This is a genomic window from Baekduia sp. (assembly GCF_035996765.1).
Lineage (GTDB): Bacteria > Actinomycetota > Thermoleophilia > Solirubrobacterales > Solirubrobacteraceae > Baekduia.
Map to the genome: position 1 here is coordinate 1 of NZ_DASYJG010000065.1, position 16,955 is coordinate 16,955.

Sequence of the window (16,955 nt, forward strand, 5' to 3'; positions counted from 1 at the left end):
CGTGCGGGCTGTGCGGGTCGCCGACCTGGTCGGAGAAGTCATGGTGCTTGCGATGGTCGGCGACCCAGGCGGTCACCGGACCCTCGATTGCGGCCGAGCCCAGGATCGCCAGCGTGGCGCGCAGCGGCTTGCCCGTCTTGAAGGCGCGGTGGGTGAAGAGGCGGTGGAAGCCGACGGTCACGCCGAGGCCGGTCAGGACGTAGGCGACGACGAAGATCACGACGTCGCTCCAGCGCAGCAGCCCCTGCCACGAGTGCCAGGCGGCGTAGGCCAGCGCGAAGAACGGAACGACGGTGACCGTGCCGGTCGCCAGGCGATCGAGCCACTCGCGTTCCACGGGCTGGACGAAGTCCGGGCTCGTGGGGTCGACGATGGCCTCTTCGGGATCCCTAACTGCCTGTGGCATCGGGCGAGTCTAGACAGTTGGCTACGTTACGGGCATGGCTTTCTCCCGTCCCGCTCCGCTTCGCGAGGAGTTGCAGCGTGCCCTGCCCGATCGCCCGTTCGAGATCGCGTTCTGGGACGGCAGCACGCTCCCGCCCACCAACGGCGCCTCGCAGACCACCTTTCGTGTCAAATCACCGACCGCTCTGGCCCACGCCCTGCGCGCACCCGGCCAGCTCGGCATCGGCCGCGCCTACGTCTCCGGCGCGCTCGACGTCGACGACCTCGACGCCACGCTCGAGCTCCTGGACTCGTGGCAGCCGCCGTCGCTCGACACCAAACAGAAGGCGCGCCTGGCCGCCGCCGCGGTCCGCTCGACGGGGCTCGTCGCCCCGCCCAAGCCGCCCGCGGCCGAGTTGCGCCCGCGCGGCCAGCGCCACAGCATCCTGCGCGACAAGGCCGCGGTCCGCCATCACTACGACGTCTCCAACGACTACTTCGCGCTCTTCCTCGACGACTCGATGACCTACTCCTGCGCGATCTTCTCGCGGGGGGCCAAGACGCTGGAAGAGGCGCAGTTCGTCAAGCGCGAGCTGATCTGCACCAAGTTGGGGTTGAAGACAGGCGAGCGGATCCTGGACGTCGGCTGCGGCTGGGGCGCGTTCGCGGTCCACGCCGCCGTCGAGCACGGCGTCCACGTCACCGGCATCACGCTGAGCGAGCCGCAAGCGCAGCGGGCGCGTCAGCGCGCGGTCGACGCCGGCGTCGCCGACCGCGTCGAGATCAAGGTGATGGACTGGCGCGAGCTGCACGCCGAGCCGTTTGACGCGATCTCCTCGATCGGCATGGTCGAGCACGTCGGCTCGGGCAACATCGACAACTACGCCCGCGCCCTGCAGCGGTTCCTCAAGCCCGGCGGCCGGCTGCTCAACCACGGCATCGCGCGCCTGCGCCACACCGATCCCGAGGCCGGCCCGTTCTCCGAGCGCTTCGTCTTCCCCGACGCGGCGCCGCTGCACCTCTCGCGCATCTGCTTCGCGATGGAGGGGGCGGGCCTGGAGGTCACGCACGTCGAGGGCTTCCGTGAGGACTACGCCGAGACGCTGCGTCACTGGTCGCGCAAGTTCGACGACAACTTGCCGGAGGCCATTGCGCTCGGCGGCGAGGAGCGCGTCCGGGTGTGGCGGCTGTACCTGCGTGCCGCGCGGCGCGGCTTCGAGAGCGGGTTCCTCTCGGTCTTCCAAGTGCTCGCCACGCGCGCGTCGTGAGCTGATCGGCTACAGGATCGCCACGCCGCGCAGCGGCACCGGCGAGGTCTGCATCACCGAGGTGGTCGTCTGGCCGAAGACCGTGAAGCGGTCGATGACCTCCTCGAGATGCTCCACGTCGCGGACGTGGGCCTTCATGAAGAAGCAGTCCTCACCGGTGATGCGGTGGCACTCGACGACCTCGGGCGTGGCGCGGGCGAGGTCGGCGACCTTCGCCAGCTGGCGTGGCGCCGGGCGGATCCGGACGATGGCGCTCAGCGCGTAGCCAAGCGCGCGCGGGTCGACGTCGGTGCGAAAGCCACGGATGACGCCTTCGTCGGTCAGCCGCCGCACGCGCTCGGCGACCGCGGGCGGCGACAGGCCGACGCGGCGACCCAGTTCGGCGAGGCTGAGGCGTGCGTCCTCCTGCAACTCGATCAGCAGGCGCCGATCGGTCTCGTCGAGATCAACGACGGTCGAGACCGCAGCGAGCCTTGGGATCGAAGCCATGAAGCCGACGATACCGTCGATCGCCCATTCCAGCCAGGGCCGCCGCACGGCATCGTCTGGGCCGATCATGCGTCGCCCTCCACCCCACGCGTACTTCGCCGTCAGCGCCGTCTTCCACTACCTCGGCCCGGCCTTCGCGGTCCTGCTCTTCACGCGCGTCGACGTCCTTGGCGTGGCCTGGCTGCGGATCGCCACCGCGGCGCTGCTCTTCGCCCTCTGGCGCCGGCCGTGGCGGGCCGTCGCTCGCCTCGATCGCGATGGCCGCCGGCTGCTCATCGCCTGGGGCGGCTGCCTGGCGCTGATGAACTGCTGCTTCTACCTCGCCATCGACCGCCTCCCGCTGGCGACCGTCGCGGCGATCGAGTTCCTCCCCGTCATCGGGCTGGCCGCCCTCGGCGCGCGGACGTCGCGCAACCTCGCGGCGCTCGCCCTGGCCGTCGCCGGCGTCTACCTGCTCACCGGCATCCACCTCGCCGGCGGCGCGACCGGCCTCGCCCTCGCCTTCGCCAACGCCGCGCTCTTCGCGCTCTACATCGTGCTCGCCGACCGCGTCGCCAAACGGCCGGCGCTCGACGGCGTCGACGGGCTCGGCGCCGCGATGCTCGTCGCCGCCGTCGTGGTGACGCCGCTCGCCGGCTGGGCCGCGCTGCCCGCCTTCAGCGACCCCGTCGCGCTGGCCGCTGGCGTCGGCGTCGGCCTCAGCTCGTCGGTCATCCCCTATGTCTGCGATCAGCTGGCGCTCACGCGCCTGCCGCGCGCGACCTACAGCCTGATGGTCTCGCTGCTGCCCGCCGTGGCGACGGTGATCGGGATCGTCGTGCTGACCCAGATCCCGAGCGTCGCCGAGATCACCGGCGTGGCCGCCGTCGTCGCGGGCGTCGCGCTGCACCGCCCACCGCGGTCGAGTCAGCCGCTAAGCGCGAAGACCATCGACAGCTTCGCGCCGGCCGCCCTGCCGGCCGAGAGCTCGACCGCGTCGGCGACCGAGGCGATCGTCGGCAGCCCGAGGCCGAGGCCCGGGCTGTCAGGGCGCGGCAACGGCCCGAAGCCGTCGTCCTCGATGACGATCTTGAGCCAGCCCTCGTCGGTCAGGCCCGCGTCGACCCGGATCTGACCGGGATCGCGGTCGCGGTAGGCATGCAGCACGGCGTTGGTCGCAGCCTCGGAGACGGCGAGCCGGATGTCAGCGAGACGGCCGTCGGCAACCCCTACGCGTTGCGCGTACGCGGTGACCTCGGTGCGCAGCACGGCGATCTGGTCGGCAGTCGCCCTCACCACCCACCGTGCTGACTCTGGCGCCATGTCGCGTGGTGTGCCCACCTACGCCGCGTCCATGCGCCGGGCTTGTGTCCGGACGATGCGGTCGGACTATGCGTCGAAGGCCACGAACGCGACGGGAGCCAGCGTGTCGAGCCGGCTGGCCTGCAGCCCGAGAGCGGAGAGCGTGTACAGGCGGTCGCCGATGACCAGGGAGCGGGCGATCGGCGCGAACAGGTCGCCGCTTGCGTGGGACACGCGGCCGATCTCCTGGATCCCGTCGGCGGCGACGCGCAGACCGACCGCGCCGACGAAGCTCGTGCCCGTGGGACCGGTGGCGGGTTGGTCGTAGACCTGCAGCGGGAGGACGGCCAGCTTCGCGGGCGCCCACCACAGGAAGGCGTGCGGGTCGAACTCGGCATCGGAGCTGCCGTTGCCGTAGACGACGTGCTGCGTGCGCTTGGGATGGGCCAGGTCGGAGACGTCGAAGAGCGACACCTGGGTGCCCTGCGTGCGGCCGGTGGCGTCGGCCTCCTGCCCGATGCCGAGCAGCAGCCCGTCGCCGAGCGGATGCAGGTAGGCCGAGTAGCCGGGGATCTCCAGCTCGCCCACGACACGCGGCGCGTCGGGCTTGGAGAGGTCCAGGGTGTAGAGCGGGTCGATCTGGCGGAAGGTCACCACGTAGCCCGTCGTGCCGACGAAGCGCACCCCGAAGATCCGTTGCCCTTCGCCCAGCCCACCGACCTGGCCGACCTGCGCCAGCGCGCCGTCCGGACGTGGGGAGAGCACCGTGACGTAGCTGCGGGCCGGCGTGGCCTGGCCACCGTCGGGGAGCCAGGAGGGCTCGTCGGTCGAGGCCACCCGCAAGGCGCCGTCCTGCTCTGACAGGGCATAGGCATTGACAACGAAGCCGGGGACCGTGCCGGATCCGGCGTAGGTCGTCTGCCCGGCGGTCGACGCGTCGAAGCGGTGGATCTCGGTGCGTAGCGATCCGGACGCGCCCGCCCCGTCGCTCGCGTCGTCGAGCCCGCGGACATACCGCTGGCTGGCCACGTACAGGCTCTTGGCGGAGCCGTAGACCGCCTGGGCACCGGCCATCACCGCGTCGCGGTCGACGTTGTAGAGGCCCTTGTCGAGGTCGATGGTCAGGACCGTCAGCAGCCCGAGGCCGGAGAAGGCGTCGGGGCGGCGGATGTCGTCGCAGGGCACGACGCCACGGCGGAAGGTGCGGTGGGAGAGCTGGCTGCGGATCGTCGTGGCCGGGACGAAGGTGCGCAGCGGCGCGTCGGTCAGCGAGACCGCGCCGGCCGACGACGGCGTCGAGCTGACGACAACGCGCGCCGTGCCGCCGACCATCCGCGCATCGACGTAGTCGCCGTCGAGGGTCATCGTGCGCGCGACCTTCGGCGCTGCGGGATCGGTCAGGTCGACCTCGGTCAGCAGGGTCATCGCGCGGCCGGGGATCGCGACGATCGCCGCCTTGGCTGTCTCCGGCTGGGGCATCGGCGTGTCGTCGATCGCGATCGGCGCCGAGACGGTCGAGAGCACGAGCGCACGCGTCCCGCGGATCAGCAGTTGGTGGACGTAGCCACCGTCCAGCGTCAACGTCCCCACCAGCCGCGGCGCGTCACCGGTGACGTCGATCACGCGCAGCGTGCGATCGGCGGCGACGTAGACGTGGCGGCCGTCGGTCTTGACGACGTCGGGCTCGTCGATCCCGGCCTCTTGGACGTTGGTGGTGGAGAACCCCGGGGTCGTGGCGCCGGTGCCCGACGCGGCGGGCGCCGACATCATGGTTGGCGCGCTCTCGCTGCTCGCGTCGGTGGTCTTCTGCACCGGTGCGGCGAGCGTCGCCACGGGGCCCTGTGCACGCGTTGGCACCCCAACGCCACCGCCGGTCGCCGCCGCATTGCGGTGCGCGTAGCCGACCAGCGCCTGGCACGAGCCGAACGCGGCGAGGTGCGCGCGCGGCGCCTTCGTCGGCTTGGCCGCCGAGGCGACCGGCACGGCGACCATCGCTGCGATCGCGACGGCGGCGAGGTGGACCAGGACGCTGCGACGGAGGGACACCATGCCGACACTACGTGCCAGGCGGCGTTCCGTCACATCCAGCGCTACTCGGCCGGCGCCGTGTAGCGCAGACCGTCCAGCGCCACGTCGAGGATGCGGTCGATCTGCCCCGGATCAACCGTGCGGATCGAGGCAATCCCCGCGACCATCCGGCCGACGTCGGTGAAGTTGGTGTCCGGTCGCACGACGCCGGCCTCTTGTGCGCGCGCCAGCAGCATGTCGCCGGCGGCGGTGATCGCGGTGCGGCAAGAGACGAAGACCGGCGCCTCGGCGTCGATCGTGTTCATCATCTCGTCGGCCAGCGCGCGCTTGGTCGCCGCGTAGCGGACGAACTGGCGCAGCCAGGTGGCCAGCGCATCCCACGGCTCGAGGCCGACCAGATCGTTGGCCTTGCGGCTGATCTCCTCGACCTCGTCGATGTAGACGGCCTCCAGCAGCGCCTGGCGCGTCGGGAAGTGGCGGTAGAGCGTGCCGATGCCGACGTCGGCGCGGCGGGCGATGTCCTCCAGCGACGTGGCGGTCCCGTTCTCGGCGAAGGCATCGGCTGCCGCGTTCAGCAGCTTCTCGTAGTTGCGGCGCGCGTCGGCGCGCTTGGGGCGCTCAGAGAGACCGGTGACCTGCGGCTGCTGCGGGGCTGTGGTGTCGGACATGTGACGCCTACAACGATTTCCTTGCGAAGTGGAGGCTACCTCCGCTACTATAGATGAAACCGGAGGCTTCCTCCGCATCATCTTCTGGAGGACGCCTCCATTTTAGCGCCCTCCACGCGAAAGCGAGCCCTCTGGGCGAGTTTTTGCCCTCGACCCTCAAGGAGCACCACTCCCCATGTCGTTCCCCCTGCCTCGGCGCGTCCCCACGCGCCGCGCAACCACGCACGCGTCCAACCCCAACCTGGTGCTGGGCCTCATCCTGGCCGCCTACCTGATGATCGTCCTCGACGTCTCGGTGATCATCACGGCGCTGCCCGAGATCCACACCGCGCTGCACTTCTCCTCCGCCGGACTCTCGTGGGTCCAGAACGCCTATGCCTTGACGTTCGGTGGCCTGCTGTTGCTGGGCGCGCGCGCCGGCGACATCCTGGGCCGCCGTCGCGTGTTCATGGTGGGCATCGCGCTGTTCTCCACCGCATCGTTGCTTGCCGGCCTAGCGCAGTCGGCCGGGTGGCTGCTGACCGCCCGCGCCGTGCAGGGCGTCGGTGCGGCGCTAGCCGCCCCGTCGACGCTGGCCCTGTTGACCACCACCTTCCGTGAAGGTACCGAGCGCACCCGTGCGCTGGCTTGGTACAGCGCCGTCGCCGGTGGCGGCGGGAGCGCCGGCCTCGTCCTCGGCGGCATGCTCACCGACTGGGTCTCCTGGCGCTGGGGCATGTTCATCAACGTGCCCGTCGGTTTGTTGGTGATGTACCTGGCACCGCGCCATCTCCCCGAGACCGAACCGCGTCCCGGCCGCTTCGACCTGACGGGCGCGATCACGTCGACGCTCGGCATGACCGCGGTCGTTTACGGCTTCGTCAGCGCCGCTTCCACCGGCTGGGGCGACCGCGTGACCGTCGCGTCGTTCACCGCCGGCGTCGTGTTGTTGGTGGCCTTCATCCTCAACGAGATGCGCGCCGAGCAGCCGATCACGCCGCTGCGCCTGTTCGCCAACCGCGAGCGGTCCGGCGCCTACCTCGCGCGCGTGCTGGTGGTCGGGGGCATGTTCTCCATGTTCTTCTTTCTCACGCAGTTCCTGCAGGGCGTGTTGGACTACAACCCGCTGCAGGCGGGGCTGGCGTTCTTGCCCATGACCGCGGTGATGTTCTCGATGGTGCAGGTCGTGCCGCGCCTGACGGCGCGCATCGGCGCGATGCCGGTGCTGCTCACCGGCCTGACGTTCGCGCTGACCGGGATGCTGTGGATCAGCCGCCTGTCGGACACCACGGCGTTCTTCCCCGGCATCGCGGTGCCGCTGGTCCTGCTGGGCTCGGGCATGGGCATGGCGCTCACGCCGCTGACCGCCGCAGGCATCGCAGGCGTGGCGCCCAACGACGCGGGCGCCGCCTCCGGCATCGTCAACGTCGCCCAGCAGCTCGGCGGCTCGCTCGGCCTCGGGATCCTCGTGACCGTGTTCGCCTCCGCGCAGCGCACCGACGGCGGCTCCACCACCCACGCCCTCGCCCACGCCGTCTCCTCCGCGCTGACCGGCTCCGCCATCCTCCTCGCCCTCGCGCTGACGATCGTCCTGACCGTCATGCACGGCGTCCGGATCCCGGCGCTCGCCGCGGCAGCACGACTCGCCCGCGCCACCGCGACGCGCTTAGCGGTGCCCCTTATCCGTCTTATCGTGGTTTTTCAGAAGTTGATAAACCACGATAAGACGAGTGGCGGCGCATGCCGCGAACCGGTGTGAAGCCGGGTTGGTTCTGCTCGGCGTTGGCTCGTCGTCCGAGTGGCCCCGGGAAGGGTGGGCCTGTTCGCCGCGATGACGCCTCGCTCAACAGGCCCACCCCGGCCCGGGGCCGGCGCACCACGAGACGTGAGCCTGTCTGCCGCGAGCATGCCGCGCCAAACAGACCCACCCTCGCCCCGGCCCTTCGGTATGACGTCGAGGTCGTTTTCACCCCAACTACTGGGGCTGAAGCGACCCAGATCTCCGAGGCAAGCACGCGCCGACGCGCCGGTGCGCCACACGTTGAGACAAGGGGCCAGACCCCGCTACAACGTGGCCAAGCCGCAACGAACGCCACCGCTCCCCCGGGAGCGCCGACCAGCCAACCACGCACCGCACCCCCGACAGCGATCTTCAGCTAGGCGCCGATGGGGTGCCAGACGGTGCGGAGCTCGGTGAGCGCTTCGAGGAGCTGGAGGGAGGAGTGGTCGCCGCGGATGGTGCGCTTGAGGGTCTCGGCGGCGAAGCGATCGACGTCGACCGCGAGCGCAGGGTCGCCGGTGGCGTCGATGATGGCGTTGACGTCGCGGTGGGCGGCGAGGGCGGGTAGGAGCTCGTCGGTGCGCCCGGACAGCAGGTTGACCACGCCGCCGGGGACGTCGGAGACGCCGAGGACCTCGCCGAGGTCGAGGCCGGGCAGGGGCACGTGCTCGGGCAGCGCGACGACGACGACGTTGCCGGCGGCCAGCGGTGCGGCGATGGCAGACACCACCGACGCCAGGGAATCATCGGCGCCGCAGAGCACCGCGACCACGCCGCTCGGCTCCGGCGTCGACATGGACAAGAACGGCGCGGCGACCGGGTTGATCGTGCCCAGCACCGCGTGGAGCTTGTCGGTCCAGCCCGCGTAGTGCACCAACACGTCGACGGCCTCGCCAACGTCGCCGCCGAACTCGCCCGCGCGCGACTCCAGCGCCTCGGCGGCGCGGTACAAGATCTGCCCGCGGTTGTAGGCGGTCTTCTTCGCCCAGCCCGGCTGCGCCTTGCGCGCGGCCTTGACCGCATCGCGCACGTCCTTGCGCGAGCCGCGCGGGATGTTCACGCCATTAACAACATCATGCCGTCCGGACTCCGACCGCACGAACGCCCCTCCGACGTACAACTTGTAGGTCTTGGCCACCGCCACCCGCACGTCGCTCACGCCCCCTGCCTCACATACGGGCGCAGCCCGGCCGCGCCGCCCTCACGGCCGAAGCCGCTCTCCTTGAACCCGCCGAACGCCGCCGTCGGATCGAAGTGGTTGTAGGTGTTCTGCCAGACGACGCCGGCCTGCAGCTGCGCGGCGACCTCGAACGCCTTGGAGCCCTTGTCGGTCCAGATCCCCGCGGCCAGGCCGTACGGCGAGTTGTTGGCCTTCTCGATCGCCTCGGCGTGCGTGCGGAAGGTCGTGACCGCCAGCACCGGGCCGAAGATCTCCTCGCGCGAGATGCGGTGCGCGGGCGAGGCCTCCGTGAACAGCGCGGGCGCGAACCAGTAGCCGCGCTCGGGCAGCGCACAGCTGACCTGTCGCAGCCCCGCGCCCTCTTGGACGCCCACGCCGACCAGCTCGCCGATCCGCGCCAGCTGCGCGGCGGAGTTGATCGCGCCGACGTCGGTGTTCTTGTCCAGCGGGTCGCCGACGCGCAGCGTCTGCATCCGCGACCACAGCCGCTCGACGACGTCGGCGGCCACCGACTCCTGCACCAGCAGCCGCGAGCCGGCGCAGCAGACGTGACCCTGGTTGAAGAAGATGCCCTGGACGATCCCCTCGACCGCCTGGTCCAGCGCAGCGTCCTCGAAGACGATGTTGGCGGACTTGCCGCCGAGCTCCAACGTCAACCCGATGTCCTTGCCCGCCAGCGCGGCCTGGATGTCGCGCCCTACCGCGGTCGAGCCGGTGAAGGCGACCTTGTCGATGCCCTCGGCGCGCACCAGCGCGGCGCCTGCCGAGCCATCGCCCGGCAGGATGTTGACGACGCCGGCCGGCAGCTCGGCCTCCTGGCAGATCTCGGCGAGCAACAGCGCTGTGAGCGGTGTCGTGTCGGCCGGCTTGAGCACCGCCGTGTTGCCTGTCGCCAGCGCCGGCGCCAGCTTCCACGCCGCCATCAGCAGCGGGAAGTTCCACGGAATGACCTGGCCGACGACGCCGCGCGGCGTGACAACACCATCCCCGGGCAAGGCATAGGCCAACTTGTCGGCCCAACCCGCGTAGTAGAAGAAGTGCGCCGCCGCCAACGGAATGTCGACGTCGCGCGATTCCTTGATCGGCTTGCCGCCGTCCAGCGTCTCGACGATCGCCAGCTCCCGCGCGCGCTCCTGGATCAGGCGCGCGATCCTGAAGATGTGCTTGCCGCGCTCCAGCCCGGGCAGCGCCTCCCACGCCGGCTGTGCGGCACGCGCCGCAGCAACCGCTCGCGCCACGTCGTCGGCGCCCGCCTGCGCGATCTCGGCCAGCGGCTCCTCGGTCGCGGGATTGATCGTCGCGGCGTACGCGCCGCCCGCCGGCTCAACGAACTCGCCACCGATGAACAGCCCGTAGCGATCGCGCAGGCGGACGTGGTCGGTGGACTCCGGTGCCGGCGAGTACTCCCAGCGCAACGGCGCACGCGGCGCCGCCGCGGGCTCAGGCGCACGACCGTTGGTCGTCGTGCCCTGCGGCGCGGTCGTCGTCTCGCTCATGCGATCACTCCCTCGAGAAGTCCTCCGCCCGCCCGTAGCGGCCGGTCTCCGTCTTCTGGTACTGCAGCAGCAGGTCGTTGAGCACCGACGAGGCGCCGATGCGCAAAAGGTCGGGCGACAGCCATCTATCGCCCAGCGTCTCCTTGACCAGCACGAGCACGCTCAGCGCGGCCTTGGAGTCCGAGACGCCGCCCGCCGGCTTCATGCCCACGACCCGCCCCGTGCGCTGCGTGTAGTCGCGGATGGCCTCCAACATCACCAGGATCACGCCCGGCGTGGCGCCCTCGGCCGCCTTGCCCGTCGAGGTCTTGATGAAGTCCGCGCCGGCGTCCATCGCCAGCATCGACGCGTGGCGGATGTGGTCGTAGGAGCCGAGCTCGACGGTCTCCAGGATCACCTTCAGGTACGCGTCGCCGCACGCGTCCTTGATCTGCTCGATCTCGTCGGCGACACGCGCGTCGTCGCCCGACAGGTAGGCGTCGCGCGAGATGACCATGTCGATCTCGTCGGCCCCGTCGGCGACCGCGAGGCGCACCTCTTCCAAGCGCGTGGCCAGCGGCGTCTGTCCGGCCGGGAAGCCGGTCGCGACCGACGCCACGTGCACGCCGGAGCCCGCGACCGCGTCGCACGCCGCGCGCACCATCGTCGGGTAGACGCAGACCGCCGCGCACGACGGCACCTCCGGGTAGGCCGGCGACGGCGTCACGGCCTTGGCCGCGAGCTGGCGCACCTTGCCCGGCGTGTCGGCGCCCTCGAGCGTCGTGAGGTCGAGCATCGAGATCGCCAGCAGCAACCCCTCGCGCTTGGCCTCGCCCTTGATCGAGCGCTTGGCCAGCGCGTCGACCCGCTCTTGAATGCCGACGCGATCGACGTGCGGCAATGTCCTGGTGGGACTCATATGCGTCCCAGGGTAGACGGCGAAGCCTCGCCCGGAGGGCGAGTCTCGCTGCGGGTGTCGGCCCTAGGGGGCCGAACCCGCGCCCAGCGTGCCTTTGAGCGCCTTATTTTCCTTCTCGCGTATAGGGCACGCCGTCGGCCGCCGGGGGCGTCGAACGCCCGACGACGCCCGCCACGGCGATCAGCGTCAGCACGTAGGGCAGCGCCTGGAAGAGCGTGGCCAGCTGCGGCGAGAACTCCGGCAGGCGCTGCGCGAGCGCGCTGGAGAAGCCGAAGAGCAGCGTCGCGGCGAGCAGGCCACCGGGCCGCCAGCGGCCGAAGATCAAAGCCGCCAGCGCGATGAAGCCGCGCCCCGCGGTCATGTTCTGCGAGAACGAGTGGACGAAGCCGATCGACAGGAACACGCCGCCGAGCGCCGCCAGGCCGCCGGACGTGATCACCGCCGCGTAGCGCACCTTGAAGACGCCGATGCCGACGGTCTCGGCCGCGCGCGGGTTCTCGCCGACCGCCCGCAGTCGCAGGCCCAGACGGGTGCGGAAGACGACCACCCAGACGAGCACGACCGCCAGCAGCGAACCCCAGACCAGCAGGTTGAGCTGGCTGAGCGCCTGGCCGAGGAAGCCCAGCGAGTCGGTCGGCAGGTTGATGTCCGGGACCGCCGGGAGGTTGTCGGGCGTGCCGTTGGCGCCGTAGGTGTCGACGTACATGTAGCCCGTGAGGCCGAGCGCGAGGAAGTTCAGACCGGTGCCGACGACGATCTGGTCCGAGCGCAGCGAGACGGCGAAGACCGCGTGAATCGCCGCCAGCGCCATCCCGGCCAGCACGCCGATGAGGACGCCGCCGACCCACGAGTCCGTCTTGTCGGCGCCATAGGCCCCGAAGAACGCGCCCATGAGCATCATGCCCTCCAGCGCGATGTTCACGACGCCGGAGCGCTCGCTGACCAGGCCGCCCAGCGCGGCGAAGGTCAGCGGCGTGGCGTAGCGCAGCATCGCGGCGGTCAGCGCGCTCCAGGAGACCACGACCTCGAGGTGCGAGACGCCGGAGTGCGATGCGCCGTAGGCACCCAGGCCGCCGAAGAGCGCCGCGGCGATCGCGCCGCCGCCGAGCCGCCGCTCGCCGCCGCGGATCGCCACCACGCCCATGGCAATCGCGATCAGCGCGATGACGTGCGACGGCGCCGCCGTGCGGACCTCGAACGGCGGCAGCGTGATGACGAACGCGACGATGCCGAGCGCGATGCCGCCCCAGCCGAGGCTCCGTGCGCGCGTGAGCCCACCGCCGTCGCCGTCCTCGGAAGAGCGCAACCCCTTCATGATGGTCTCGCTGGTCATGTCGCTGCCACCTCGGCCGGCTCGGCTGCCTTCGACGGCCGCCGCGGACGCAGCTTGTTATAGATCAACAAGATCAGCACGTCCGCGCTGACGAACAGGACCACCAGACCCTGGATGACCGTCGTCAGGTTCTGCGCCAGCTCGGGCTCGAAGACCGCCGGGTCGAGGTTGCGCACCGACGTGCCGTTGACCATCGCGCCGAACAGCAGCGCCGCCAGGCAGGTGCCGATCGCCGTGTTGCGGCCCAGCAGCGCCACCGCGATGCCCAGGAACGCGAGCTGCGTGCCCTGGATGTCGTTGGTCGCCAGGTGAAACTGCCAGCCCAGGACGTCAAGCGAGCCGGCCAGGCCGGCCAGCGCGCCGCAGGTGCCCATGACCAAGACGTAGGTCTTGCCGACCTTGATGCCGGAGTAGCGCGCCGCTTCAGGATTGAAGCCGACGGCACGCGCCTCGTAGCCCTTCGTGGACCGATTCAACAACACCCAGTACACGACCGCCGCGGCGATCGCGACGAAGATGCCGATGTGCAGCCCCTGCAGCTCTGGGTCGCCCCAGAAGACGTGCAGCTTGGCGCTCGGCACGACGTCGTTGGAGATCGGCACGTCGGGCTGCGTGCTGTTCTGCAGCGGGCCACCGAGGCTGAAGAGGTAGACGCCCAGCCAGATCGCGATCCAGTTGAGCATGATCGTGGTGATCACCTCGTTGGCGCCGGTGATCGCGCGCAGCGCGCCCGCGATCCCGGCCCACGCCGCGCCGCCCAGCGTCGCCAAGAACATGCACAACACCACGTGCAGTCCGTGCGGCATCCCCTCCCAGGACGAGCCCGACCAGACCGCGACGATCGAGCCGACGATGTACTGCCCCTGGCCGCCGATGTTGAACAGGCCCGCGCGGAAGGCGTAGCCGACGGCGAGGCCGAGCAAGATCAGCGGCCCGGTGATGATCAGCGTCTGCTGGAGGTTGATCGCCGCGGTCGCGCGATCGGCACCGGACGTCCACGGAAACAGCCACTGCAGCCCGGTGCCGTCGAAGATCGCCTTGTAGGTGTCGATCGGATTGTGGCCGGTGATCAGCACCACGAGGCCGCCGACGAAGAACGCGAACAGCACCGTGATGATCGGCGTGATGATCCCGCCGGCCTTCAGGGCGCCCGACATCCGGGCGCCGACGGTGGCACCGTGCCCGAGGTCGTACTCGGGCTGCGAGCTCGGCGGAGGAAGGTCGGTCACGAAGCCACGCGCGCGCTGCCGGAGCCGGTCATGAGCAGCCCGAGCTCCTCGTCAGAAGCGGTCGGCGGCAGCTCGCCGACGATCCGTCCGTCGTAGATCACCAAGATGCGGTCGGCCAGCGCCCGCACCTCTTCGAGTTCGAGCGAGAACAACAAGATCGCCCGGCCCGCATCGCGCTCGGCCAGCAGCCGGCGATGGACGAACTCGATCGCGCCGACGTCCAGCCCGCGCGTCGGCTGCGCGGCGATCAGCGCGTCGGGGTTGCCCGACACCTCGCGCGCGATCACGACCTTCTGCTGGTTGCCGCCCGACAGCGAGCTGGCCGGCGTGGCCGGGGTGCCGCCCCGCACGTCGAACTCGTGGAGCAGCCGGCTCGCGGCCTCCAGCATCCGGCGCGGCTTGAGCAGCCCGAAGCGCGTGCCCTCGCGGTAGTCGTTGAGCGCCAGGTTCTCGGCCAGCGAGAAGTCGAGGACCAGGCCGCGCGCATGGCGATCCTCGGCGATGTGGCCGACGCCGGCCTCGCGGGCCTGGCGCGGCGTGCAGTTGGTGATGTCCTTGCCACGCAGGCGCACGTGGCCGGCGGTGGTCGGGCGCAGCCCGCTGATCGCGTCAATCAGCTCGCTCTGCCCGTTGCCGTCGATACCCGCGACCGCGACGATCTCGCCCGCGCAGACCTGCAGCGAGACACCGTCGACGGCGGGCAGCCCGCGGTCGTCGACGGCGTGGACGTCCTCGAGCTCCAGCAGTGGCTCGCCGGGCGTGCCTGCCTCCTTCTCTACGCGCAGCACGACGTCGCGCCCGACCATCATCCGGGCCAGCGACGCCTCGTCGGCCCCCGCCGTCTCGATCGTGCCGACGGTCTTGCCGCGTCGCAACACCGTGACGCGATCGGCCACCTCGAGCACCTCGTGCAGCTTGTGGGTGATGAAGACCACGGACGTCCCGTTGTCGCGCAGCCCGCGCAGCACCTCGGCCAGCTCGGCCGTCTCCTGCGCGGTCAGGACCGCGGTCGGCTCGTCGAGGACGAGGATCTGCGCTCCGCGATCCAACGCGCGCAGGATCTCCACGCGCTGCTGCTGGCCGACCGAGACGTCGGCGACGCGCGCGTCGGGGTCGACGCGCAACCCGTGGCGCTCGGAGAGCTCACGCGTCCGGCGCCGCGCGCCGGCCACGTCGAGCAGGCCGTTCTTGCGCGGCTCGGCGCCGAGCACGAGGTTCTCGGCCACGGTCATGACCGGGATCAACATGAAGTGCTGGAAGACCATGCCGATGCCATGGTCCATCGCCTCGCGCGGCGAGCCGATCCGGACCGCGGAGCCGTTGACGAGGATCTCGCCCTCGTCGGGCGTGAGCATCCCGTAGACGACGTTCATCAACGTCGACTTGCCGGCGCCGTTCTCCCCCAGCAGGGCGTGGATCTCCCCGCGCCGCAGCTGGAGGTCGACGGCGTCGTTGGCCGTCAGTGCGCCGAAGCGCTTGGTGATGCCGCGGAGCTCGAGCGCGAGCCCCGCGGCATCGGATACGTCAGGTGGCGACACGTGCGCCACAGTAGAGCTTCAGGAGCTCGCCTTCACCGTGTCCGGCGGCGTGATGGAGTTGTCCTTCAACTTCGCCGTCACGCCATCGATCTGCGACTGGTACTTGGCACCCGCCGCGCTGATCTTGCCGATGCCCGCGCCGCCGTTGGCGACCTCGAACACGGTGTTGGTCCCGCCGGTGAACTTGTCGTCCTGGACCTGCTTGACCGTGTCCAGCACCGCGACGTCGACCTTCTTGATAGCCGAGGTCAGGATGTGCGTGCCGAGGTAGGCCTGGTCGGCGTCAACGCCGATGCCCTGCTTGCCCTTCTCCTTGGCCGCATCCAGCGCACCGAGGCCGCACTGGCCCGCCACCTGGAAGACGACGCCGGCGCCGCGAGCGATCTGGCTGAGCGCGATCTCCTTGCACTTCGCCTGGTCGACGAAGTCCTGGGAGTAGGCGTTCACGGTCTTGATGTCCGGGTTCGCCGCCTTGGCGCCGGCCTGGTAGCCGGCGATGTAGTGGTCCACCGGCGGGATCTTCTGGCCGCCGACCGAGCCGATGGTCGGGCTCGAGCCGCCCTGGTCCTTCATGTACAGGCCCGCCATGTAGCCGGCGAGATAGCCCGCCTCCTGCTCCTTGAAGAGCAGGCCGGTGACGTTCTGCGGCTTGTCCTTGAGCGTGGTCGCGTCGACGTCGATGATCGCGAACTTGGTGTCCGGGAACTTCGTCGCGACGGTGTTCATCGCGTCGGCCATCAGGAAGCCGACGCCGATCACGAGGTCGTACTTCTGCTGCGCGAGGCTGGACAGGTTCGGCACGTAGTCGGAGTTGGCCTTCGACGGGAGCACGCGCCCTTCCACGCCCAGCTCCTTCTCCGCCTTCGTCAGACCGGCGTTCGCGAGCTGGTTGAAGGATCGGTCATTGAGACCGCCGATGTCGGTCACGAGGCCGACCTTGATCTTCTTGGCTGCAGGCGTGCTCGTAGCGGTGCTGGCGCTGCTCGAGCTGCTGCTCGAGGACGAGCTGCTGTCGTCGCTGGATCCGCATCCGGCGACCACGAGCATCGCCCCGACCAGACAAGTAAGACCGAAAAGCTGAAGAGATCGGCGCACTGCCGGACTCCTTCTGTAGAGGACGCGCGCTGCGAGCCTAAAGGTTCGGGCGGCCGTCCATAGCCGTCATACGTTTGAGCAGGGAGCCTTTGAGCGCATCGTCCGCAAAGGACGCCTCGATGGCGATCCGCGTGATCCTCTCCAACTCACCCTCTCCCATGCCGAAGCGCTCACGCGCCACGGCGTATTCGCCGCCGATGCTAGCGCCGAAGTAGGGCGGATCGTCAGAGTTCAATGTGAGCTTCACACCCGCTTCGTAGAGACGGCGGAGCGGGTGCTCGTCATAGCTGGGATAGACGAAGGTGGCGA

At 70.3% G+C, this 16,955-nt stretch carries 14 protein-coding genes and 3 pseudogenes; 4 read left to right on the forward strand and 13 right to left on the reverse strand.

All coding sequences use genetic code 11. The annotated features are described in order from the left end of the window. A pseudogene (locus VGO10_RS14420) lies at positions 1-406 on the reverse strand (acyl-CoA desaturase); the annotation flags it as partial. 34 nt (positions 407-440) lie between these two features. On the opposite strand from VGO10_RS14420, the gene VGO10_RS14425 reads away from it, so the two are divergent. Continuing rightward, positions 441-1,652 (forward strand): cyclopropane-fatty-acyl-phospholipid synthase family protein, encoded by a 1,212-nt coding sequence (locus VGO10_RS14425; RefSeq protein ID WP_327469496.1) that lies wholly within the window; start codon positions 441-443, stop codon positions 1,650-1,652. A 9-nt stretch (positions 1,653-1,661) separates the two neighbouring features. On the opposite strand, the gene VGO10_RS14430 is transcribed toward VGO10_RS14425, so the two are convergent. Next, positions 1,662-2,210, reverse strand: a complete 549-nt coding sequence (locus VGO10_RS14430) for an Lrp/AsnC family transcriptional regulator (RefSeq protein ID WP_327469498.1) — start codon at positions 2,208-2,210, stop codon at positions 1,662-1,664. On the opposite strand from VGO10_RS14430, the pseudogene VGO10_RS14435 reads away from it, so the two are divergent. Continuing rightward, a pseudogene (locus VGO10_RS14435) lies at positions 2,209-3,033 on the forward strand (EamA family transporter); the annotation flags it as partial. The gene VGO10_RS14430 and the pseudogene VGO10_RS14435 overlap by 2 nt on opposite strands. Positions 3,034-3,047: 14 nt before the next feature. Here the strand turns inward: VGO10_RS14435 and VGO10_RS21850 are convergent. The 3 genes from VGO10_RS21850 to VGO10_RS14445 form a co-directional block, all read right to left on the reverse strand. Continuing rightward, positions 3,048-3,443 (reverse strand): ATP-binding protein, encoded by a 396-nt coding sequence (locus VGO10_RS21850; RefSeq protein ID WP_414642242.1) that lies wholly within the window; start codon positions 3,441-3,443, stop codon positions 3,048-3,050. A 66-nt stretch (positions 3,444-3,509) separates the two neighbouring features. Continuing rightward, a complete protein-coding gene (locus VGO10_RS14440; protein ID WP_327469502.1) occupies positions 3,510-5,471 on the reverse strand; it encodes a beta-propeller domain-containing protein in 1,962 nt (653 codons plus the stop codon). 41 nt (positions 5,472-5,512) lie between these two features. Further along, a complete protein-coding gene (locus VGO10_RS14445) occupies positions 5,513-6,118 on the reverse strand; it encodes a helix-turn-helix domain-containing protein (protein ID WP_327469505.1) in 606 nt (201 codons plus the stop codon). A 175-nt stretch (positions 6,119-6,293) separates the two neighbouring features. Between VGO10_RS14445 and VGO10_RS14450 the strand changes: the two genes are divergently transcribed. Further along, complete coding sequence (locus tag VGO10_RS14450) at positions 6,294-7,856, forward strand: MFS transporter (protein WP_327469507.1); 1,563 nt, start codon at positions 6,294-6,296, stop codon at positions 7,854-7,856. A 397-nt stretch (positions 7,857-8,253) separates the two neighbouring features. Here the strand turns inward: VGO10_RS14450 and VGO10_RS14455 are convergent, their stop codons facing one another. From VGO10_RS14455 to VGO10_RS14485, 7 genes are all read right to left on the reverse strand, one after another. After that, on the reverse strand, positions 8,254-9,036 hold the full coding sequence (locus VGO10_RS14455) for an aldehyde dehydrogenase family protein (RefSeq protein WP_327469509.1): 783 nt from the start codon (positions 9,034-9,036) through the stop codon (positions 8,254-8,256). Further along, a complete protein-coding gene (locus VGO10_RS14460; RefSeq protein WP_327469511.1) occupies positions 9,033-10,553 on the reverse strand; it encodes an aldehyde dehydrogenase family protein in 1,521 nt (506 codons plus the stop codon). Before VGO10_RS14460 ends, VGO10_RS14455 begins: the two co-directional genes overlap by 4 nt. 4 nt (positions 10,554-10,557) lie before the next feature. Continuing rightward, the gene (gene deoC / locus VGO10_RS14465) at positions 10,558-11,451 is read right to left on the reverse strand and encodes a deoxyribose-phosphate aldolase (protein WP_327469514.1); all 894 of its coding nucleotides are present in this window, start codon (positions 11,449-11,451) and stop codon (positions 10,558-10,560) included. A gap of 103 nt (positions 11,452-11,554) precedes the next feature. Beyond that, complete coding sequence (locus VGO10_RS14470; protein ID WP_327469516.1) at positions 11,555-12,784, reverse strand: ABC transporter permease; 1,230 nt, start codon at positions 12,782-12,784, stop codon at positions 11,555-11,557. Then, positions 12,781-14,013 (reverse strand): ABC transporter permease, encoded by a 1,233-nt coding sequence (locus VGO10_RS14475; protein WP_327469518.1) that lies wholly within the window; start codon positions 14,011-14,013, stop codon positions 12,781-12,783. The genes VGO10_RS14470 and VGO10_RS14475 overlap by 4 nt, the downstream gene beginning before the upstream one ends. Then, complete coding sequence (locus VGO10_RS14480; RefSeq protein WP_327469520.1) at positions 14,010-15,551, reverse strand: ABC transporter ATP-binding protein; 1,542 nt, start codon at positions 15,549-15,551, stop codon at positions 14,010-14,012. The genes VGO10_RS14475 and VGO10_RS14480 overlap by 4 nt, the downstream gene beginning before the upstream one ends. 18 nt (positions 15,552-15,569) lie before the next feature. After that, positions 15,570-16,478, reverse strand: a complete 909-nt coding sequence (locus VGO10_RS14485) for a BMP family ABC transporter substrate-binding protein (protein ID WP_327469523.1) — start codon at positions 16,476-16,478, stop codon at positions 15,570-15,572. On the opposite strand from VGO10_RS14485, the gene VGO10_RS14490 reads away from it, so the two are divergent. Beyond that, complete coding sequence (locus VGO10_RS14490) at positions 16,468-16,632, forward strand: hypothetical protein (RefSeq protein WP_327469525.1); 165 nt, start codon at positions 16,468-16,470, stop codon at positions 16,630-16,632. The two genes, VGO10_RS14485 and VGO10_RS14490, sit on opposite strands and share 11 nt — an antisense overlap. A 51-nt stretch (positions 16,633-16,683) precedes the next feature. On the opposite strand, the pseudogene VGO10_RS14495 reads toward VGO10_RS14490, so the two are convergent. Next, positions 16,684-16,955 (reverse strand): annotated as a pseudogene (locus tag VGO10_RS14495) (adenosine deaminase); the annotation flags it as partial.

Excerpts from the sequence above, each read along its gene's own strand:
- VGO10_RS14430 (WP_327469498.1), bottom strand. The coding sequence starts at position 2,210 with ATGATCGGCCCAGACGATGCCGTGCGGCGGCCCTGGCTGGAATGGGCG.
- VGO10_RS14470 (WP_327469516.1), bottom strand. The coding sequence starts at position 12,784 with ATGACCAGCGAGACCATCATGAAGGGGTTGCGCTCTTCCGAGGACGGC.
- VGO10_RS14490 (WP_327469525.1), top strand. The coding sequence starts at position 16,468 with ATGTCGGTCACGAGGCCGACCTTGATCTTCTTGGCTGCAGGCGTGCTC.
- VGO10_RS14460 (WP_327469511.1), bottom strand. The coding sequence starts at position 10,553 with ATGAGCGAGACGACGACCGCGCCGCAGGGCACGACGACCAACGGTCGT.
- deoC (WP_327469514.1), bottom strand. The coding sequence starts at position 11,451 with ATGAGTCCCACCAGGACATTGCCGCACGTCGATCGCGTCGGCATTCAA.
- VGO10_RS14445 (WP_327469505.1), bottom strand. The coding sequence starts at position 6,118 with ATGTCCGACACCACAGCCCCGCAGCAGCCGCAGGTCACCGGTCTCTCT.
- VGO10_RS14440 (WP_327469502.1), bottom strand. The coding sequence starts at position 5,471 with ATGGTGTCCCTCCGTCGCAGCGTCCTGGTCCACCTCGCCGCCGTCGCG.
- VGO10_RS14425 (WP_327469496.1), top strand. The coding sequence starts at position 441 with ATGGCTTTCTCCCGTCCCGCTCCGCTTCGCGAGGAGTTGCAGCGTGCC.
- VGO10_RS14450 (WP_327469507.1), top strand. The coding sequence starts at position 6,294 with ATGTCGTTCCCCCTGCCTCGGCGCGTCCCCACGCGCCGCGCAACCACG.
- VGO10_RS21850 (WP_414642242.1), bottom strand. The coding sequence starts at position 3,443 with ATGGCGCCAGAGTCAGCACGGTGGGTGGTGAGGGCGACTGCCGACCAG.